17 protein-coding genes, 2 pseudogenes and 1 riboswitch are annotated in these 21,875 nt (G+C 33.7%); of the genes and pseudogenes, 17 read left to right on the top strand and 2 right to left on the bottom strand.

From position 1 onward, the window contains the following. Window positions 1–95 precede the first annotated feature (95 nt). The 3 genes and pseudogenes from CN946_RS14165 to dpaB all read left to right on the top strand — a co-directional run. On the top strand, window positions 96–1,337 hold the full coding sequence (locus CN946_RS14165) for a M16 family metallopeptidase (RefSeq protein WP_098426964.1): 1,242 nt from the start codon (window positions 96–98) through the stop codon (window positions 1,335–1,337). A 233-nt stretch (window positions 1,338–1,570) separates the two neighbouring features. Then, on the top strand, window positions 1,571–2,473 hold the full coding sequence (gene dpaA / locus CN946_RS14160; protein WP_098861780.1) for a dipicolinic acid synthetase subunit A: 903 nt from the start codon (window positions 1,571–1,573) through the stop codon (window positions 2,471–2,473). Further along, window positions 2,470–2,895, top strand: a pseudogene (gene dpaB, locus CN946_RS14155) (dipicolinate synthase subunit B); the annotation flags it as partial. The gene dpaA and the pseudogene dpaB, both read left to right, overlap by 4 nt. Window positions 2,896–2,930: 35 nt before the next feature. Here dpaB and CN946_RS14150 read toward each other — a convergent pair. Continuing rightward, window positions 2,931–4,427, bottom strand: a complete 1,497-nt coding sequence (locus tag CN946_RS14150; RefSeq protein ID WP_098861777.1) for a recombinase family protein — start codon at window positions 4,425–4,427, stop codon at window positions 2,931–2,933. A 121-nt stretch (window positions 4,428–4,548) separates the two neighbouring features. Here CN946_RS14150 and CN946_RS14145 point away from each other — a divergent pair, with 121 nt between their 5' ends. From CN946_RS14145 to dapA, 6 genes and pseudogenes are all read left to right on the top strand, one after another. Beyond that, window positions 4,549–4,725: a cell division protein FtsZ gene (locus tag CN946_RS14145; RefSeq protein ID WP_098861775.1), complete on the top strand. Its 177-nt coding sequence runs from the start codon at window positions 4,549–4,551 to the stop codon at window positions 4,723–4,725. A gap of 306 nt (window positions 4,726–5,031) precedes the next feature. Next, window positions 5,032–5,565 (top strand): hypothetical protein, encoded by a 534-nt coding sequence (locus CN946_RS14140; protein ID WP_098861773.1) that lies wholly within the window; start codon window positions 5,032–5,034, stop codon window positions 5,563–5,565. A gap of 145 nt (window positions 5,566–5,710) precedes the next feature. After that, window positions 5,711–5,893, top strand: a pseudogene (gene spoVFB / locus CN946_RS14135) (dipicolinate synthase subunit B); the annotation flags it as partial. Between the two features lie 183 nt (window positions 5,894–6,076). Beyond that, window positions 6,077–7,120, top strand: a complete 1,044-nt coding sequence (asd, locus tag CN946_RS14130) for an aspartate-semialdehyde dehydrogenase (protein ID WP_098861771.1) — start codon at window positions 6,077–6,079, stop codon at window positions 7,118–7,120. Between the two features lie 25 nt (window positions 7,121–7,145). After that, a complete protein-coding gene (gene dapG, locus CN946_RS14125) occupies window positions 7,146–8,375 on the top strand; it encodes an aspartate kinase (protein WP_098861770.1) in 1,230 nt (409 codons plus the stop codon). Window positions 8,376–8,395: 20 nt separating this feature from the next. Continuing rightward, window positions 8,396–9,289, top strand: a complete 894-nt coding sequence (dapA, locus tag CN946_RS14120) for a 4-hydroxy-tetrahydrodipicolinate synthase (RefSeq protein ID WP_098861768.1) — start codon at window positions 8,396–8,398, stop codon at window positions 9,287–9,289. A 90-nt stretch (window positions 9,290–9,379) separates the two neighbouring features. On the opposite strand, the gene CN946_RS14115 is transcribed toward dapA, so the two are convergent. After that, on the bottom strand, window positions 9,380–10,912 hold the full coding sequence (locus tag CN946_RS14115) for a multicopper oxidase family protein (RefSeq protein ID WP_098862054.1): 1,533 nt from the start codon (window positions 10,910–10,912) through the stop codon (window positions 9,380–9,382). 470 nt (window positions 10,913–11,382) lie between these two features. Between CN946_RS14115 and CN946_RS14110 the strand changes: the two genes are divergently transcribed. The 8 genes from CN946_RS14110 (at window position 11,383) to CN946_RS14075 (ending at window position 21,875) form a co-directional block, all read left to right on the top strand. Then, the gene (locus CN946_RS14110) at window positions 11,383–13,053 is read left to right on the top strand and encodes a ribonuclease J (protein WP_098861767.1); all 1,671 of its coding nucleotides are present in this window, start codon (window positions 11,383–11,385) and stop codon (window positions 13,051–13,053) included. A gap of 168 nt (window positions 13,054–13,221) precedes the next feature. Continuing rightward, the gene (locus CN946_RS14105; protein WP_286131700.1) at window positions 13,222–13,905 is read left to right on the top strand and encodes a ClpP family protease; all 684 of its coding nucleotides are present in this window, start codon (window positions 13,222–13,224) and stop codon (window positions 13,903–13,905) included. After that, entirely contained in the window at window positions 13,902–14,114 is a 213-nt protein-coding gene (locus CN946_RS14100; RefSeq protein ID WP_025568559.1) for a YlzJ-like family protein, read from the top strand. Before CN946_RS14105 ends, CN946_RS14100 begins: the two co-directional genes overlap by 4 nt. Before the next feature lie 123 nt (window positions 14,115–14,237). Then, window positions 14,238–16,625, top strand: a complete 2,388-nt coding sequence (locus CN946_RS14095) for a DNA translocase FtsK (protein ID WP_098861764.1) — start codon at window positions 14,238–14,240, stop codon at window positions 16,623–16,625. A gap of 61 nt (window positions 16,626–16,686) precedes the next feature. Further along, a riboswitch (purine riboswitch) is annotated at window positions 16,687–16,788 on the top strand. Between the two features lie 245 nt (window positions 16,789–17,033). Further along, window positions 17,034–17,759, top strand: a complete 726-nt coding sequence (locus CN946_RS14090) for a GntR family transcriptional regulator (RefSeq protein WP_098861763.1) — start codon at window positions 17,034–17,036, stop codon at window positions 17,757–17,759. Window positions 17,760–17,928: 169 nt separating this feature from the next. Continuing rightward, window positions 17,929–19,026 carry a BMP family lipoprotein gene (locus tag CN946_RS14085; protein WP_218012664.1) on the top strand — a complete coding sequence of 366 codons (1,098 nt, stop codon included), beginning with the start codon at window positions 17,929–17,931 and terminating at the stop codon, window positions 19,024–19,026. Window positions 19,027–19,287: 261 nt separating this feature from the next. Beyond that, window positions 19,288–20,811, top strand: coding sequence for an ABC transporter ATP-binding protein (locus tag CN946_RS14080; protein WP_098861760.1), 1,524 nt, complete (start codon window positions 19,288–19,290; stop codon window positions 20,809–20,811). Next, complete coding sequence (locus CN946_RS14075) at window positions 20,808–21,875, top strand: ABC transporter permease (protein ID WP_098861758.1); 1,068 nt, start codon at window positions 20,808–20,810, stop codon at window positions 21,873–21,875. Before CN946_RS14080 ends, CN946_RS14075 begins: the two co-directional genes overlap by 4 nt.

Below are 21,875 nucleotides of genomic sequence, written 5' to 3'. Positions count from 1 at the left end.
CTTTCAGCTTTGTTAAGATGATTGTAAAATATAGTTAAATTTTTCAATCTTATTACAAAAGTGTAAATAGATGGTGTATACATAGGAGGCATTACATGATTGTACGACATACTTGCAAAAATGGAGTTAGAGTAGTTATTGAAAATATTTCAACTGTTCGTTCAGTTGCACTTGGAGTCTGGATTAAAACAGGTTCAAGCAATGAAACGTCAGAACTGAATGGTGTTTCACATTTTCTAGAGCATATGTTCTTTAAAGGTACTAAAACACGCAATGCGAAAGAAATCGCTGAAAGTTTCGATTCAATTGGTGGACAAGTAAATGCATTTACTTCAAAAGAATATACTTGTTATTACGCCAAAGTATTAGATACTCATGCGGATTACGCTTTAGAAGTGTTAGGAGATATGTTTTTTAATTCAACTTTTGATGAAGGTGAATTAGAAAAAGAAAAAAATGTAGTACTTGAAGAAATCAAAATGTATGATGATACACCAGATGATTTAGTACATGATTTATTAGGTAAAGTTATGTATGAAACTCATCCATTAGGTTATCCAATTTTAGGTACAGAAGAAACTTTAAAATCTTTTAACAGCGATACTTTACGTCAGTACATGAAGGATTTTTACACTCCAGATCAAGTAGTTATTTCAATTGCGGGTAATATTGATGAATCTTTTATTAAACGTGTTGAAGATTTATTTGGAAATTATGAGGGTAAAAAGAAAGATATAAACTTTGGAATCCCTACAATCCATTATGGACAAATTGCTCGCAAAAAAGAAACAGAGCAAGCACATCTTTGTGTTGGCTATAGAGGTCTTGAACTTGGACATAGCGATTTATATCCATTAATTGCTTTAAATAATATACTTGGTGGTAGTATGAGTAGTCGTTTATTCCAAGATGTTCGTGAGCAAAAAGGACTTGCATATTCAGTATTCTCTTATCACTCTGCATACCATGATAGTGGTACAGTTGCAATTTATGCAGGTACTGGAAAAAGCCAACTAAATCAATTATTTGAAACAATCCAAGAAACTTTAAAAGTATTAAATGCAGATGGAATAACAGAAAAAGAATTAAATAATTGTAAAGAGCAATTAAAAGGTAATTTAATGTTAGGATTAGAAAGTACAAATAGCAGAATGAGCCGAAATGGTAAAAATGAATTAATGCTAGGTAATCACCGTACTTTAGATGAAGTAATCCAACTAATTGATGGTGTAACAATTGATAAAGTAAATGATATTGCGAAGTTTGTTTTTACTGACGATTACGCAGTTTCATTAGTAAGTCCTGATGGAGTAATTCCAACAAATATTAAACAATAAGTTGATAAATTAGGGGGCCTTTATAGGGCTCTCTTTTTTATATTTCAAATGACCGAGAATAGAAATGCTCGGATTTAACCAGTTTTTTATTACTGCTCCTTAATTTTAGAAAGAATCTTCACCAATGCAATGGAAGATTCATAAGATATTTAGGAGAAAGATGTTAGGCGGTAGTCCTGCTTACAGAGATTAATTTCCATTTACCATAGTGAAGTAAAGAAGGTGAATGCTGCATGTTAACTGGCTTGCATATTGCTGTTATTGGTGGGGACGCCAGACAGCTAGAAGTTATTCGGAAGTTAACAGAGTTAGACGCAAAGGTAACATTAATAGGCTTTGAACAATTAGATAGTGGCTTTACCAGTGCATCAAAAGAATTAATGGCAGATGCAAATTTTGAAGATCTAGATGCAATCCTTCTACCTGTACCAGGTACGAATATTGAAGGAGTTGTCGATACAATTTTTTCAAATGAGAAAGTCGTGCTGACAAAAGAAATTTTAGACAGTACTCCTTCGCATTGTACGATTTACTCTGGAATAAGTAACTCTTACTTAGATAGTATAGTTACAGCTTCAAATCGAAAGTTAGTAAAATTATTTGAACGAGACGATGTAGCTATTTATAATAGTATTCCAACCGTTGAAGGTACGATTATGATGGTTATTCAACATACGGAATATACAATTCATAATTCGAAAGTAGCCGTATTAGGTTTAGGTCGTACAGGAATGAGTGTCGCAAGGACTTTTCATAATTTGGGTGCAAAAGTAAAAGTAGGGGCTCGTAAATCAGAACATATTGCTAGAGTTGTTGAAATGGGCTTAGAAGCTTTTGAATTTAAGAATATTGAAGAGGCCTTAAAGGATGTAGATGTTGTAATTAATACTGTTCCAGTTCAAATCGTGACAGCAAGTGTTATTTCAAAATTACAACCTCATTCATTAATCATTGATTTAGCCTCTAAACCTGGAGGAACAGATTTTCGTTATGCTGAAAAAAGAGGTATTAAGGCATTACTAGCACCAGGTTTACCAGGAATCGTTGCTCCTAAAACAGCAGGTCAAATAATTGGAAACGTACTAACGCAGCTATTAAAGGTAGATTTAGATAAAAGGAAGGAGCAACAAAAATGACGTTGAAAGGTAAGAAAATTGGATTTGGTATTACAGGATCACATTGTACGTATGAAGAGGTAGTACCAGAAATTCAAAAGTTAGTGGATGATGGAGCTGACGTATACCCTGTTGTTACATTTACTGTAAAAAGCACAACAACTCGATTTGGTGTAGGAGAAGACTGGATCGAAAAAATAGAAGAAATTACAGGGCGTAAAACAGTTGATTCAATTGTAGGAGCAGAACCATTTGGTCCAAAAGTACAATTAGATTGTATGGTAATTGCACCGTTAACAGGAAATTCAATGAGTAAGTTTGCTAATGCTCAAACTGATAGCCCTGTATTAATGGCAGCTAAGGCTACATTAAGAAATGGAAAACCAGTTGTTTTAGGTATTTCTACAAACGATGCTTTAGGTTTAAATGGAACTAATTTAATGTGACTTAGATGGTAATACCAAATTAGTCAACAAGATCACCTGGGGAGCTTTGGGTAAAGTATAAGTGTAAAGTCATCTAGTTTTTGATGTGGCTCTTTTTGATACTCAACTTTAAATAAAACTGATTTAAGGAGACGATTTTTAAGTTCTATATCGGTTGTTTTGTAATATAAATCTAACACTTTTTCAAAGGTTGGAATAAATTGTTCGTTTAGCAACTCTCTATTATGATATTTAGCTAGTTCATCCGAAATTAACGTCTTACTATTTGAAAGTTCTTCTAGTCGGTTAGAGAGGATTTCAGAACGTTCATTGTAAATCGATTCATCATAAACACCACGTTCTAGTAAATTAAATAAATTATTTTTTTGTTTTACTACTTCATTTAATTCATTTTCGATTTGTTTAAGTGCCTGTTTTTTTAAATTAATCACTTCAAAATCTTCCTCGTCGGTTTGATTTGTAAAACTTATTTTGTATTCTTTTAACCAAATTTCTAAGCCTTGTAAGAGTTTCTCTTCAATTAAATGAGTATAGGAAGAGCGGGTGTTACAACGGTTATTTGTACAAACAATTTGTCTAGGCTTGCCTTTTGGATAACGCTGCTGTAATTTTGATCCACATTTACTGCAAAACATTATTCCAGCTAGCTGATTACTTAATTTAGTATTATAAGGGGCATGGTATCGACTATTTAAAATATCTTGTGCTGAGTTGAATATATCAAGATCAATGATTGCTTCATGTTTTCCATCAACAATTAACCAGTCAGATTTTGGTTTTCTTATACCCTTACTTGATTTTTTATTCCAAGTCACCTTACCGATATAAATAAGATTTTTTATCATCTCCAAAATTGAATGGTAACTCCACTTTTTCCCTGTATAGGACGGGATATTCATTTGATTTAAACGGTTAGCAATTTCATTTGCACCAATCAAATCCTTCGTATACCATTCAAAAATACTTTTTACTACCTTTGCCTGATTGCTATTAATACGTAAAGAGCGGAATTCCTTTGTTTCATAAATCTCATATCCATAAGGTGCAAAGGTTCCTAAATAATTTCCTCTTTGGACTGATAATACTCGACCTCGTTGAAGCCTTCGAGTAATTATTTTTAATTCTTTTCGCGCCATAAATGCCTCAAATTCACTGTATTCCTCATCAAACTCATCATGTAGGTCATAGGTCTTTCTTGGTGTAATAATTTTTGTACTAGATGATTTAAACGTTTCTAAAATAATGCCCTGCTCCTTCATATTACCGCGTCCAAGACGGTCCATATCCATTACTAACACGCCATCATATTTAAATTCTTCAACTTCTTGTAAAAGCTTTAACATTTCTGGCCGGTAAACAAGCGATTCACCAGATGCAATTTCCTGTCGGATACAAATTATATTTAAATTATGGTCCTTAGCGAATTTTAAAAGCTGCTCCTTATGCTTTGATAAGGTCTCACCTTCACCTCTAGCCTCTGCATCTAGATCTGCTCGACTTTTACGCAAGTACAATGCAACTCGTTCCATTTAATCACCTCATAGACTATATATATGTCTAATTAAGGAATTAATTAATTTTTGAATCAATCGGCAACAAATGGTTGGTTAGTCCGTCATAAAACGAAACATACAATGAATTATGGGGGTGGTGATACTGAGTAAACAAACAGAATTTACTGCTACCTATCAATTTGGAAAAACAAAAGTGAATATAATTGCGCCAAATGATGTTACAGAAGAAAATAGAAAGAAAATTATTGAAGAAATTCATACGATTGGCTGGAAGATTGTTAAAGAAGAATTGTATAAGAAAGATGATCAGTAAGATGAATTTAGTAAGCACCTAAAAAGGTGCTTTTTTTATTTTATAGTTTCTATTGACCTAGAAAGAATTAGCTATTATTCCAATTGACAGGATACCCCAGGGAAACAATTTTTTTTGTACTTATACAACGGTAAAAAACTAAATATGCAATCAATTTAACTGTAGATATAATAGTGACCATATCAAGGTGATTCATGTATTTCAGAAAAATTCTGAGACAGATTACTCAAAAATCTGTCATTTTTTTTACATAACGATCGTAATTATAGTGATAGTGATTCTAAATATTCATCATAGAGAGGAATGTTGGTTATTATCGAATATCATTTAAAAAAACAATTTTTTTCAAAGGAAAAATTGATCGAACGTAAGCTTGCTGAACATTTAATATTAAATGTAAGAATAAAAGATGTCATTGAACTAGCTTATCATAACTGGGCTTTAGATTATGCTAAAGGTGTAGTTGCTTTTAATCTTACAAATGGTGAATTAATTGGTTATTCACTTAAGGGTGCAAATAATAGAACTAGAAACGACAATGAGATAATTATTTTTGAACTAGATGCAAATGTTGACGTGGAAGATGTTACTGTTTTAATGGGGAATATTGGTGTTCGAGCTGTACGGACATTTTTTGAAATCGACGATGAAACTTTTTCAAACAATATGGTATTTTGGACTGAAACCTATTTACGGTTTCATAATTTGACGATTAAATCAATTAGAGATCGGTTTTTAAAGATACTATATACTGATTATAAACAAACCTTTTATAATACTTGCATAAAAAAACAACTTGATACTGTTTACGCTAAATATATTGTTCATTACAATCATTAGGGTGAGATCTTAAAAATTACTTTACTAAGCTTAATTTTTTGTTTCAATCCCCTTTAAATCCTTTAATCGGCTCCTTTTAAAGTCAATTTTTTACTGTCCCAAACCAATGATATTCCGTTTAGATAGGTATTATCCTCTAAGTCATAATTTAATGCGTTTAATGAGTACAAAAAATATCTATTTTATTCCCTTTGGTCAAGATGATCCAATAAAAAAACCGAATTCTTTAGTGGCAAGAATGGATTCATTACTTGATACAGTGAAATCTTCTATTGAAGGAAAACAACTTCAACCTGTTTTAGTTGAAAAATATCGCGATCTCCAATAAATATTTTAGAAAAAATAGGACTGAATTATTTTTTCTATGTTAGAATGAAGAAAATTGAGTATGTGTCATTAGGATACATACTCGTTACTATGAAATCAATTATTCAAGCGAAAACCTTTGAATTTAAACTTTATTTGACGTAAACTATTTAATAAAAGTGAAAACAGGGATGGTGCAAAAAAAGTGGGGAATAAACAAAGTTATGTAGTAGCTGTAGTAGGCGCAACTGGAGCAGTTGGACAACAAATGATTGCAACATTAGAGAAAAGAAATTTACCAGTAAAAGAAATTAAATATTTATCTTCAAAACGTTCTGCAGGAACAAAGTTAACATATAAAGGTGAAGAAGTAATCGTACAAGAAGCTACTCCTGAAGCTTTTGAAGGTGTTGATATTGCTTTATTTAGTGCTGGTGGCTCAGTATCAAAAGATCTAGCTCCTGAAGCAGTTAAAAGAGGGGCAGTAGTAGTAGATAACACTAGTGCATTTAGAATGGCTGAAGATGTACCTTTAGTTGTACCTGAAGTAAATGACAAAGATTTATTTAATCATAAAGGTATTATTGCAAATCCTAACTGTTCAACAATCCAAATGGTTGTTGCCCTAGAACCAATTCGTCAATCAATTGGTTTAAATAAAGTAGTAGTTTCAACTTACCAAGCCGTTTCTGGTGCTGGAGTTACAGCAATTGAAGCATTAAAGGATCAGGCGCAAGCATTCTTAAATGGTGAAGAAGCAACTCCATCAGTATTACCGGTAAAAAGTGGTGAGAAACATTATCAAATTGCTTTTAACGCAATTCCACAAATCGATGTATTTACTGAGAATGGATATACTTATGAAGAAATGAAAATGATTAATGAAACGAAAAAAATCATGCATTTACCTGAATTACAAATTAGTGCAACTTGTGTAAGACTTCCTGTAATTTCTGGTCACTCAGAGTCAGTTTACATTGAAGTTGATAAGGAAGTATCGGTAGCTGAACTTAAATCACTTTTAAGTGATGCACCTGGAATCGTTTTACAAGATGATCCAGAACAACAACTATATCCAATGCCATTTTACAGTATTGGAAGTAATGAAGTGTTTGTAGGACGTATCCGTAAAGACCTAGATAATCCATTTGGATTCCATTTATGGATCGTTTCAGATAATCTATTAAAAGGTGCTGCTTGGAATTCAGTGCAAATTGCTGAAAGATTAATTGAGTTAAGCATCATTTAGTGAAAACTGCTAGAGAGGTGCAAGAATGAAAATATTAGTCCAAAAATTTGGAGGGACTTCAGTACGTGACGAAAATGGAAGAAAGCACGCACTTAAGCATATAAAAGAAGCATTAGAAAAAGGATATAAATTAGTAGTAGTTGTTTCTGCAATGGGACGAAAAGGTGAACCATATGCAACAGATACACTATTAAATTTAGTTGGCGCAAAAAAAAGTAAGGTAGCACAAAGAGAACTTGATTTATTAATGTCATGTGGTGAAACAATTTCATCAATTGTTTTTTCAAATTTATTGAATGAAAACGGTATTCATGCCATGGCAATGACAGGTGCATCTGCAGGTTTCCGAACAAATGATGAATTTGGAAATGCAAAAATTCTTGATATGAAATGTGGACGTCTAATTAAAGAGCTAGAAAACTATGATGTTGTAGTAGTCGCAGGATTCCAAGGATCAACATCTAATGGTGATATCACAACATTAGGTAGAGGTGGAAGTGATACTTCTGCATCTGCACTTGGGGTTGCTGTTGGTGCAGAAACAATCGAAATCTTTACTGACGTTGAAGGTGTAATGACAGCAGATCCAAGGATTGTAAAGGAAGCAAGACCTTTATCAGTTGTTACTTATGCAGAAATTTGTAATATGGCATATCAAGGAGCTAAAGTAATTCATCCTAGAGCTGTAGAAATCGCGATGCAAGGGAAGGTACCTATTCGAATTCGTTCAACTTATTCAAATAGTTTAGGTACACTAGTAACATCGAATCCTACACAACGAATTATTGGTGAAAATATTCATGATCGTTTAATTACAGGAATCGCACATGTACCGAATGTTACACAAATTAGAGTAACTTCAAAGGAACATACTTTTGATTTACATTCTCAAGTATTTAAAGCGATGGCAAATAAAGGAATAAGTGTAGACTTTATTAATATCTCACCTAATGGTGTAGTATACACTGTAAGTGATGAAGTTGCTTCAAAAGCGATAGAAGTATTAAAAGGTATTGGCTATGAGCCTTCATACACTATAGGGTGTGCAAAAGTATCAATTGTTGGAGCGGCAATTGCAGGAGTACCTGGTGTAACTTCAAAAATTGTAACTGCATTAGCTGAAAAAGGGATTCAGATTTTACAATCAGCTGACAGTCATACAACTATTTGGGTACTTGTCAAAAATGAAGATATGGTCGAAGCAGTTACTGCACTGCATGATGCATTTGAACTTAGTTCAGTTAAAATGGATTAATATTTGATCGGAGTGGAACAATGAGTAGATTTGGTAAAATTTCAACAGCGATGGTAACACCTTTTGATTCAAAAGGAAATATTGATTTCGCAAAAACAACAAAACTTGTGAACTACTTAATTGAGAATGGTACGGATTCAATCGTAGTTTGTGGAACAACTGGAGAATCTCCAACGTTAACTTCTGAAGAAAAGTTAGCATTAATTAGCCATGTTGTTTCAACTGCAGCTGGAAGAGTACCTGTAATTGCGGGTACAGGAAGTAATAATACTCGTGAAACAGTTGAATTAACGAAAAAGGTTTCTGCTTTAGGTGTAGATGCAATAATGGTAGTTGTACCTTATTATAATAAACCAAACCAAGAAGGACTATATCAACACTTTAAAGCGGCAGCAAAAAGTACTGAACTGCCTGTAATGTTATATAATGTACCAGGTAGAACAGTTGCTAGCCTTACTGTAGATACAGTTGTAAGATTAGCAGAAATTTCGAATGTAGTTGCAATTAAAGATGCGACTGGTAACTTAAGCATAATGACAGAAATTATTGACCGTACTCCTGAAGATTTTGAATTATACTGTGGTGACGACGGCCTAACACTTCCTGCATTTGCAATTGGCTCAAAGGGAACGGTTTCAGTTGCATCACACGTGTTAGGAAATGAAATGCAGCAATTAGCTGAAAGCTTCTTCACAGGAGATATGGCTAAAGCACAATTCTTACACCGTAAACTATTACCATTATTTGAAGGATTCTTCATGGCTCCAAGTCCAGGTCCAATCAAAACAGCTTTACAAATGAAAGGTTTAGATGTTGGTGGAGTTCGTTTACCGCTTGTACCACTTTCAGAAGCTGAACGCACAACGATCGGTATATTAATAAATAAATTAGACGAAGCATTACAAAGTAATTAATAACAAAACCACTTACAAATAATCCGATTAATTTGGATGCGTAAGTGGTTTTTATTAATGTATGGACTCATCCACAAAAACTGAATTCTCCTATTGAATCACAATAAATGGTCTCATCATTTCATAGTCCTCGTGTTCCAACATATGACAGTGCCAAACATATAATCCAGTGAATGGCCCAAACCTCATAATTATTCTAGTTACTTGATTTGGATTAGCTTGAACAGTATCCTTCCATCCACATTCTTGTGGCTTTGGTGGAGTCGGTGGATCAGTGTAATGAATGATCCTTTCCTTTTTATACTTTTCTACATCAAAGTTTCTACGATCTAAGATTTGGAAATTAATTAAGTGGAGATGGATAGGATGAGCATCTGGCGTTAAGTTAATTAAATACCATATTTCAGTCGTTCCCAATTTTGGATTTTCTGTAATGGGGGCATCCCAATGTTTATTATCCAATAACATAATTTCTCGTCCATACTGATCCATCCTGTGATCTAACGTTAAGTATCGCTTCATTGAAGCAGACTGTTCATTTATATTTGGAATCGTCACCATATTTGCTGGTATCATACTCGTATCCACGTTTGACAATTGCAATGAAACTAGAAATTGCATCACAGTTCTCGTATTTTCATCAACAGGTTTTCCAGATGGAAATGGAGTAGGAGCATCATTCTGCATAATAATCTTCTTACCTTCAAGATTAGTAAAATCGATGATTACTTCTGCCCGTTCTGCAGGTGATAACATGAGTTCATTTATTCCAATCGGATGTTGCATGAATCCACGCTCAGTTGCAATTTGATACATAAGTTGACCAGAATCAAGCTTAAACCGAAAAAAGCGTGAGTTAGATCCATTTAATAACCTGAATCGATATTTTCTTGGTTCAACTTTTATATAAGGATGAACTTTACCATTCACAATTATTGTATCACCAATAAATTCAGGGATAATAGACGTTTGTAGTTCTTTGATTGGTTGATCTGGTTGTTCTGGATAATAAAGTGAACCATCATGATTAAAACTTTTATCTTGTATCAATAGCGGGACATCAAATTTCCCATTCGGTAAATTGAATGAACTTTCCTTTTGATCACTAATTAGATAGAATCCTGCTAAACCAGCATAAATATTAAGCCTTGTAATACCAAGCGCATGATCATGGTACCAAAGCGTAGATGCACAATTGCAATTATCATATCGATATACTTGCTTTCTAAAATAACGACCAACTTGTTTATAATCTTTTGTAAACCAAGCTTCAGGATAGCCATCGCTTTCAGGTTCAACACAAGCACCATGTACATGTACAACTGTCCTTACATGAGGGACATCTTTATGAGCACCGTGAACAGTATAATCTATCGGAAACAGGTGTTTGTCTGGGAGATCATTGATCCATTTAATAAACACGATTTCACCTTGCTCTACTTTAATTGTAGGCCCAGGATAGCTTCCTTCATACCCCCAAACAGTTGAGTCATTTAACTCACTATGGAGCGATTGCTTAAACTCCGTCATCGTTACTTCATAATAAGTATAAAAATGATCTTTCCAGAGAGGTTTTAAAATTGGTGGAATAGGTAGTTCATCAACGAATTTAGAAAGATTCATTTTTGTAGGCTCTCTGTCATTAAAATTCATATCAGTCCTCCTTTTCTAACATATTCATATTCCAGCAATAAGCAATAATTGACCATTCATTTACTACAAAATAAAGAAATTCAATATAGACACTTTTTGAACAACACCCCTAGAGCTGACTTTGTCATTTTCTCATCATAGTAAGATTTATTAATTGGTTTATTAAGAAGACAATGGTAACCCATCTTTTTATCGCTTATTTCAAGAATCTTAACTCCTATCGCTAAGTAGAAAGATGAACTGAAAATAATAATTTTTCTTTTTAATGTTAGCTATAACAACTTGAGCGTTAAAAAATGATTAAAAATACATACCCAAATAATCCGATTTTCCTATTTAAGGAAGAATGTATCTTGTTTTACCTGTTCGGACTAGGATATAATGTTTGTAAGATTTTGAACGGTCTGTAAATTTAAAGAACTAACTAGGAGGAACAGGTTGTGGTGAAGGAAATGAAGGAACAAGTAAAAGTTTTTGCCCTTGGTGGGGTAGGTGAAATCGGAAAAAACATGTATATTGTCGAAGTTGGTGAATTGATTTACGTGTTAGATGCAGGATTAAAATTTCCTGACCAAGAAATGTACGGAATAGATCATGTCATACCGGATGTAAGTTATTTAGAGAAAAACGCACATAAAGTAGTAGGTGTTTTTATATCACATGGACATGAAGATCATATTGGTGCGATTCCATATATTATGAATAAACTTCCACAAGTAAAGTTTTACACGAATAAATTAGCTTATTTATTTATAAGAGAAAAATTAAGTGAAAAGGGTATTAAAAACCTTGAGCAATTTGAACTATATGACGAAACTACTTTTTTAACATTTGAAAATAGTTCAATTAGTTTTTTTAGGACTACTCACAGTATTCCTGATTCATTTGGATTTTGTGTAAATACACGACAAGGTGCGGTCGTTTTTACTGGAGACTTCAAATTTGATCAATCGAAAAGTCCTTATCCAGGTGCTGATTTAGGTAAACTAGCATTAATAGGAGATAAAGGTGTCTTATGTTTGCTATCTGATAGCACAAACGCAGAAAGACAAGGGTTTTCGGGTTCTGAGAAGAAAGTATCGGAAGAAATAAAAAAAGAAATAATGAATGCAAAAGGAAGAGTTTTAGTAGCTTGCTTTTCTTCAAATATATATCGGATCCAACAGGTTATTGATGCAAGTGTAGCTTCTGGTAGAAAGCTAGCAGTAGTCGGAAGTAGTATGATGAAATCGATTGAACTAGCGAAGGAGTTAGATTATTTATCGATTCCTGATGATTTAATGATTTCAGTTGTGGATACAGATAATTATAAAGAAAGAGATATTGTCATCCTTACAACAGGTACTCAAGGAGAACCGATGGCAGCCCTTTCAAAAATTGCTAAAGGTACGCATAAACAAGTTTCAATCCGAAAAGGTGATACTGTACTAATGGCGGCAACAGCTATTCCAGGAAATGAAATGTTAGTTTCAACTTCTGTTAATCTACTATTTAGAGCTGGCGCAAATGTTATTTATGGTTATAAGAAGGTACATGTATCTGGCCATGGCTATGAAGAAGAATTAAAATTAATGCTTGAATTGATGAAGCCAAAATATTTCATACCAGTTCATGGTGAATATCGAATGCAAAAAGCACATTCACATATTGCAGAAGAAGTAGGGATAGCAAAAGAAGATATTTTCATTATTGAAAAAGGGGACATCGTTTCGTTTAAAAATGGTCAAGCTTCTCGTACTGAAAAAATCGAAGTTGGCAACGTTTTAATTGACGGGCTTGGTGTCGGTGATGTTGGAAATATCGTATTACGTGATCGTAAGCTACTTTCTCAAGATGGAATACTAATCGTTGTGGTAACGTTTAACAAGCAAAAGAAAGCAATCATATCTGGTCCAGAAATTATCACTCGTGGCTTTGTATATGTTCGTGAGTCCGAAAAATTAATAACTAGATCAACTGAAATTGTAAAAGCCATTACAGAAAAAATGTTACAGAACGATCAAATTGAATGGACATTATTAAAAAATTCAATAAGAGATGGATTAAGCGCTTACTTATATGAAGAAACAAAAAGAAGACCAATGATTCTTCCAATATTAATGGAAGTATAATTTTAAATAGCGAGGTATTTCTTAATCCAGGATGGGTATGATTTCCTTATTATTTTCACATACTAACTTGTATGAAAAATGATAGGGGGAACCGTTTTGACAAATTCAAATAATGAAACACCTATTCCAAACGAAGATGCACCTCCAAAGCCAAGTGATCAAAAGGACATGAGCATTGTTGAAAAAATTCAGCAATTAGGACAAACAAATGTTCCAGCAAGCAATGATTCAAAAATCCATTGTCTAACGATAATTGGACAAATTGAAGGGCATGTGGCATTACCACCTCAAAATAAGACAACTAAATATGAGCATTTAATTCCGCAATTAGTGGCAATTGAACAAAATCCTAAGATTGAAGGATTATTGATTGTTCTAAATACTGTCGGTGGAGATGTGGAAGCAGGCCTTGCGATTTCAGAAATGATTGCAACATTAACGAAACCTACTGTATCAATCGTTTTAGGCGGTGGACATAGTATCGGAGTACCAATTGCAGTAAGTACTGACTTCTCATTTATTGCTGAAACGGCAACAATGACGATTCATCCAATTCGTCTAACTGGTTTAGTAATTGGTGTACCTCAAACATTTGAATATCTTGATAAAATGCAAGAAAGGGTAACTCGTTTTGTTACGAAGCATTCGAATATTACGGAAGAACGTTTCAAGGAATTAATGTTTACAAAAGGTAATTTAACAAGAGATATCGGCTCTAATGTAGTCGGTGGTGATGCAGTAAAATATGGACTAATTGATGATGTAGGTGGGATTGGGCAAGCACTAAGTAAGTTGCAGGAATTAATTGACGAACGAAAAGAAAAGTCTAATAAAGAGGAGAATGAATTTTGATTCTTTATACAATAATGCCAATTGAATCGATTTTTCCTGTTGATCAGCAAGAATACACATCGCAGCAGTTTTTGGAATACAATGGTGTTCCCATGTTGGTTGATAGTGTTGGGGGTACAGCTTTTGAAATTAAAAGAATTGTAAGTACCGATCCGCAGCATTTTATGCAATATACACCAGGCCAAAGAATTTTAGTTCTTCCAACTTGAGGTAATTATTAACAATACATGGTAAACATATGTTCTGATATGTTATAATAAATTCAATTTAAGAAAGCAGCCAAAAGGCTGCTTTCTTTGGCGAATCTGCAAATTTTGATGGGGGTGAATTACATGGCAAAGCAGAAGCAGCAAAAGTCAAAAGCTCGAAAATCAGTAAGTGGCAATGGTTCAATATGGTATGAAATTAGTGGATTAATATTTTTAGCACTATCAATCGTAACAATATTAAAGCTTGGTATTGTAGGTAAAGCCTTTGTATTATTCTTGAGATTCTTCTTTGGGGAATGGTACATGCTTAGTTTTCTTTTTATCATCGGTTTATCTGCATATAGCATAATTTATCGAAAAAGACCTCCATTTGTTTCGAGTATTACGATTGGTGGATTGTTAATCTTCTTTAGTATATTGATGTTTAGTCATGTTACTCTATTTGATTTATTAGCAAAAAATAATCAATTTCATGATCAATCTGTCATAAAAAGTACGCTAGATTTATTTTTAATTGAAGCCAAAGGCAAAATTAGTACGGTGGATCTTGGTGGAGGTATGATTGGTGCGATACTTTTTGCAGTTTTATATTTCTTATTTGATCGAACCGGTGCGATTCTATTCGGAATCATTGCAATTGTTGCGGGTGTTTTATTTGTTACTGGTAAGCCACTTGGTGGTTATGTATATCAATATATAATGCCAAAAGTTAGAAATTTAATTTCAGATACCTGGAAGGATTTTACAAATTTCTGGAAACGTGGTCGTGAACAAAAAACTACTAGTAGACGAGCTGAGGCTAAGCAAAAGAGAAAAACAAGGAAAGATTCATATGAAGACAATGATCATGAAGAAGTGTCTACTGGTAATAGTTTAAATTACCAAGTTAAAAATTCATTTGAAGATGAGATCATCGAGCCGAAAAAAGAAATTCAAATCGAATATTCTCCTACATACCAGCCACCTAAGGAACCAGAATTGATCATCGCAAATAATTCAAATCAAATCCAGGCTCGTTTTGCAGAGGAAGACGATCAGTCAATCGAATTGCCAGTTGCAGAGGTAGGAATTGATGATAAGGTAGATTACGTATTGCCATCAATGGATTTATTGGCCTACCCAAAGGGTGCTAAAAAACGTGAAAATGAATCCAAGCTAAAGGAAAATGCGGACAAGCTTGAAAGAACATTTCAGAGTTTTGGTGTAAAGGCTACAGTAACAAAAGTACATCATGGACCAGCGGTAACAAAATATGAAGTATACCCTGAAGCAGGGGTAAAAGTTAGTCGTATTGTAAATCTTAGTGATGATTTAGCACTTGCACTTGCAGCAAAAGACATTCGTATTGAAGCTCCAATTCCAGGTAAATCTGCTGTAGGAATTGAAGTGCCTAATACAAATATAACGACTGTATTACTTAGAGAAGTTCTCGAAGCAAAAAATCCGAAATTACAAAATCCATTAGCTGTATCGTTAGGAAAAGATATTGCCGGTGATGCTGTATTTGCTGAGCTTAATAAAATGCCGCATTTACTAGTTGCTGGGGCGACAGGTAGTGGAAAAAGTGTATGTATAAATGGAATCATTGTTAGTATCCTAATGAATGCAAAACCATCTGAAGTAAAGCTAATGCTAATCGATCCGAAGATGGTTGAATTGAATGTTTATAATGGTATTCCTCATTTGCTAACTCCGGTTGTAACTAACCCTAAAAAGGCTTCACAAGCGTTACGAAAAGTTGTTAGTGAAATGGAAAGAAGATATGAGCTTTTTTCTCATTCAGGTACTAGAAATATCGAAGCTTATAACGAATTAACTAAACAAAATAATACGATGACTAATTCGAAACAACCTTTATTACCATTTATCGTCGTGATTGTTGATGAGTTAGCGGACTTAATGATGGTAGCTTCGAGTGACGTGGAAGATTCAATCACTAGATTAGCTCAAATGGCTCGTGCAGCGGGTATCCACTTAATTATTGCTACACAACGACCGTCTGTTGACGTTATCACGGGTGTTATTAAAGCAAATATACCTTCTCGAATTGCTTTTAGTGTATCTTCCCAAACAGATTCTCGTACAATTCTTGATACTGGTGGAGCAGAAAAACTATTAGGAAGAGGAGATATGTTATATCAACCAATCGGTGCATCTAAACCAATCCGAGTACAAGGAGCATTTTTATCTGATGATGAAGTTGAAAGAGTAGTCGAGTTTTCAATCTCTCAACAAAAGGCTCAATACCAAGAAGAAATGATGGTAAAAGAGGAAAAAGATGGAAAATCCGAAGTGAATGATGATCTCTATAATGAAGCTGTTGAGTTAGTAACAAATATGCAATCAGCCTCAGTATCACTACTACAAAGAAGATTTAGAATTGGTTATACAAGAGCTGCCAGATTAATTGATGCGATGGAAGATAATGGTATAGTTGGTCCGTATGAAGGTAGTAAACCTAGGGAAGTATTAATTAGTAAACCAGTGGAAGATGAGCAAGCCTTGTCTTAAACAAAAAGAAAAAATTGTCGAAACATTATTGACAATTTTAGACATAGAATGATATTATTTCTTCAGATAAATTGATAGTCCTCATATAATATCGACATAATGGGTCGGAAGTTTCTACATTGCAACCAATATTTGCAATACTATGGGGAAAAAGCATTATTATGGAGAAATGATTTATATTTACGATAATCAAAAACTCTTATAATCTAGCTTTTTCACTAAGTGGAACGGTAGATTATAAGAGTTTTTTTTTGTTAAATATGAAGAAATGATTCATTAACGTAATAAAAAATAAAGCGTTTACAAAAAAGTGTTGAAATGAGTAAAAAATAACAGTATAGTAAAGAAGGATTATACGACAGATGTCTAACAACTGATGTCTGAAATCCGAAGTTTGGGGGATGGGAAATGAAGATTAAAACAGACACCAGATTACTTTATCTCCAAGTGATGGATCGAATAAAACAAGATATTGAGAATGGTATTTACTTGCCACATCATAAGTTACCATCAGAGTATGAGTTATCTAAAATCTTTGGAGTATCAAGAGCAACATTAAGAGAAGCATTAAGAGTCTTAGAAGAAGAAAATATCTTAGTTAGAAGACACGGAGTCGGTACATTTGTGAAACCGAAACCAATTTTTAGGACAGGCATTGAACAATTAAGTAGTGTCTCAGAAATGATTGTTGATGCAGGTAAAGAGCCTGGTACAATCTTTCTATCTTCTAAACTATTAGTTCCTACGAAAGAAGATTTAAAAAGTTTCACAATCACTGAAGATGATCGTATGCACGTAGTAGAAAGAATTCGAACAGCAAATGGTGAACCTGTAGTTTATTGCATTGATAAATTACCGACTAATTATTTTAAACAGGTTCCGTCATATGAAGATCATTCGTTCTTTTCATTCATCAAAAAAGAAACTGGTCGAAATATTGAATATTCAAGTGCAAGAATTGAACCTATAGGTTACCACGATAAAGTTTCTCCTTTATTACAGTGTGAACCAGATGTTTCATTATTATTAATCGAACAGTTACATTTTGACGATTTAAACCGTGCAGTTTTACATTCTTATAATTACTTCAGAGCGGATCAGTTCAGCTTTAATGTTTTAAGAAAAAGAAATTAAATTGTATAGCCAAAATAACATTTACGAAAAATAAGTTTTGGCTGGTTTTCAAATATTGTTTACTGAAATTTCATTAAATTATTAGGGAGGTGGATCGTTAAGATAACGATTATAAACCAAGCTAGTACAAATGTAAATAAAAATTTAAGGGGGCAAAATTTTTATGAAGATGAAAAAAGCTGGTCTTGTTCTTTCAATGGCCTTAGCAGCAGGTACAATTTTAGGTGCTTGTGGTAAAGGTGGAGATACAAAAGACGCAAAAGGCGCATTTAAAGTAGGTATGGTAACTGACTCTGGTACTATTGATGATAAGTCATTTAACCAAGGTACTTGGGAAGGGATCCAAGCTGGAGCTAAAGATTTAGGTTTCAATCTTAAGCAAGATACAAAATACTTAAAACCTGCAGGTGAAACTGAAGCAGATTACTTAAAAGAAATCGGAAACTTAAATGATGCAGGGTTTCAATTTATCATAACTCCTGGTTATAAATTTGAAACAGCAATTAATAAAGCGCAAGATAAATATAAAGATGACAAATTTGTAATTATCGATGGTACTCCACACACAGCTAAAGATTTTACTCCAAATGTAAAAGATAACACAGTTTCAATTTTCTTCTCAGAACATGAAGCTGGCTACTTAGCAGGTATTGCAACAGCGGTTCAATTAAAAACTGGTGATGTTGGATTTATCGGTGGTATGGAAATTCCAGCAGTTCAAAAATATAACTGGGGATTCCAACAAGGTATTAAATATGCAAACGAAAATCTTGGAACAAGCATTTCATTAAAAGCTAATAACGTAGTTTATTCTGGAAGCTTTACAGACAAAGCAGCAGGTCAACAAATTGCAGCTCAAATGTATGACCGCGGCGTTAAAGCGATTTTCGCTGCAGCAGGTGGGGTAGGACAAGGTGCTATTACTGAAGCTAAAAACAGAGTAGCTAGTGGTAAAGAAGTTTGGGTTGTTGGTGTTGACGTAGACCAGTACGCTGATGGTGTTTATAAAGATAACAAATCAGTAATTTTAACTTCAGCTATGAAAGGCGTTGCAAAAGCAGCTTCTGATATGGTAAAAGCTGAAAAAGATAAAAAATTCCCTGGTGGACAAACTTTAACTTATGATGCAAAAAATGATGGAATTGGTTTACCAAAAGAAAATCCAAACTTAAGTTCTGATACTATTACAAAAGTTAATGATGTATTTAACAAAATTAAGTCTGGTGAAGTTGTAGTAGCAAGTGAAAGAGGAAGTTTAATTAAGTAATTCTATTTCTAATTAATAAATGGTAGAAGAAGCATAGGAAAGGTGACCCTTTTATATGCTTCTTCTACCCTAAAAATGATTTAATCTTTCATGCTTTAATCAATTGTAAGCACTTATATTGGTAAAGCTTCCAATTGATTAGGGCATGACGATCGGGAGAGAGAGTTAAGCCCTCCTTAAAATAAAAAATATAGAAATATTTCGAAATCAAGTAAAACTTTAAAAATAAAAAATGACTTCGTAATATCAAGGAGGAAAATTATGGAATATGTAGTGGAGATGCTAAATATAACAAAAGAGTTTCCTGGCATTATAGCGAATGATAATATTACACTACGATTAAAAAAAGGGGAAGTTCATGCTTTATTAGGTGAAAACGGAGCAGGGAAATCAACTTTAATGTCCGTCCTTTTTGGAATGTACACACCCGAAAAAGGAATTATTAAAATAAAAGGTAAAGAAGTTAAAATTTCAAATCCAAATGTTGCAAATGAACTAGGAATAGGAATGGTTCACCAACATTTTAAATTAGTTTCAAATTTTACAGTAACAGAAAATATAATTCTAGGTCTTGAACCTAAAAAGGGTCTAGTAGTAGATATCAAGACTGCAGCAAAACGTATTGAAGAGCTTTCTAAAACTTACGGTTTAAATGTAGATCCATATGCAAAGATTGAAGATATTACAGTAGGGATGCAACAAAGAGTTGAAATTTTAAAAACTTTATACCGTAATGCAGAAGTATTAATCCTAGATGAACCAACTGCAGTACTTACTCCACAAGAAATACAAGATTTAATGAAGATTATTAAAAACTTGATTAATGAAGGCAAGTCAATCATTATCATTACTCATAAATTAAAAGAAATTAAAGCTGTTGCAGATCAATGCACAGTAATTCGTCATGGGAAGTACATTGGTACAGTTGATGTAAAACAAACATCTGAAGCTGAAATGGCATCTATGATGGTCGGACGTCAGGTGTCTTTCAAGGTAGATAAAGTAGAATCAAAACCTGGTGAAGTTGTACTAGATGTAAATAATTTAAGTGTCAAAAATAATAAAAAAGTTTTAGGTTTAAAAAATGCTACACTTCAAGTTCGAGCAGGTGAAATCGTTGGGATTGCCGGAGTTGAAGGAAATGGACAATCTGAACTTGTTGAAGCAATTACAGGGTTAAGACCGATTGAAGAGGGTTCTATTTTATTAAAAAATCAAGATATTACAAAAAACAGTATACGTGAGCGAATTAGAAGCGGTATTGCACATATTCCAGAGGATCGTCAAAAAAGAGGACTTGTTCTTGAATATACAATTGAAGAAAACGTTGTATTAGAGATTTATAATCAAGAACCATTCTCTAAATATGGAGTTTTAGATAAAGCTGCGATTGCCAAACATGCAAAGAAAATCATTGAAGAATTCGATGTACGCTCTGGTGAAGGTGCTAAAACAGTCGTTGAATCAATGTCTGGAGGAAACCAACAAAAAGCAATCATTGGTCGCGAAATCGAACTTAAACCTGAGTTATTAATTGCGTGTCAGCCAACACGTGGATTAGATGTTGGTTCGATAGAGTATATTCATAAGCGATTAATTGAGCAAAGAGATAGTGGAAAAGCTGTTCTATTAATCTCGTTAGAACTAGATGAAGTTCTTAATTTATCTGACCGCATTGCAATCGTAAATGCTGGAGAAATCGTTGATATCGTTAATGCCAAAGATACAAATGAAGATGAATTAGGATTAATGATGGCTGGTATAAGGAGAGGTGAAGGGGCATGAAAAAAGGAGGAATCATTTCTCTAATTGCCATATTATTAGGTTTACTAGCTGGAGCATTATTAATTTTAGTAACAGGTAATGATCCAGTAGAAGGGTTTACTTATTTATTCCAAGGTGGATTAAAAGATCCGGAGCGTATTGGTAATACATTTGCTACTGCTACTCCGTTAATTTTAACAGGACTTTCTGTTGCATTTGCATTCAGAACAGGGTTATTTAATATTGGTGCAGCTGGCCAAATGCTTTTCGCAGGATTTTGTGCTTCTGCAGTTGGTTTAACTGTCGATTTACCTACTCTTATCTTAGTTCCAATTATGGTAATTGTAGCCTTTATTGCAGGTGCAGCATGGGCATTTATTCCAGGGCTACTAAAAGCTAAGTTTAATGTTCACGAAGTAGTTTCTACGATTATGATGAACTGGATTTCATACTGGACTGTTTATTATTTAGTACCACAATATTTTAAAGGTAGCACTGAAACAGAGTCAAAAATGCTTGCAGATGCTGCAACATTAAAAATGCCATTTTTATCAAATTTATTTGGTGGTTCATATATTAACTTCGGTTTATTTATCGCCGTTATTATGGTAATCGTTATTTCATTTATTATTAATCGTACAGTATTAGGGTATGAATTAAAAGCTGTAGGTTACAACCGTAGTGCTGCTGAATACGCGGGTATTTCAGTAAATAGAAATGTTATTTTATCAATGATGATTTCAGGTGGACTTGCAGGGTTAGCAGGTGTTGTTCAATTCGCTGGTAATGCATCACTAATTCAAATAGGTGTTTTACCTACCGAAGGATTCGACGGAATTGCCGTGGCACTTTTAGGAATGAATACACCAGTAGGCGTATTTTTCTCAGCTATTTTCTTTGGACTATTGTATTCTGGTAAAGGTTTTATGAGTGCAATGACTTCAATTCCACCAGATATTGCTGATGTTATTATTGCAATCATTATTTATTTCTCTGCAACTAGTATTTTAATTAAGAAAGTTATAGATCGAGTATCGAAATCACGCAAATACAAAAACAGCAATGTAGGAGAGAAGGTGAAATAA

It is taken from the genome of Bacillus sp. AFS053548, assembly GCF_002575105.1.
Classification (GTDB): domain Bacteria; phylum Bacillota; class Bacilli; order Bacillales; family Bacillaceae_G; genus Gottfriedia.
Note: the sequence above shows the minus strand (reverse complement) of the source record. Positions and strands in the feature narration are given on the sequence as shown.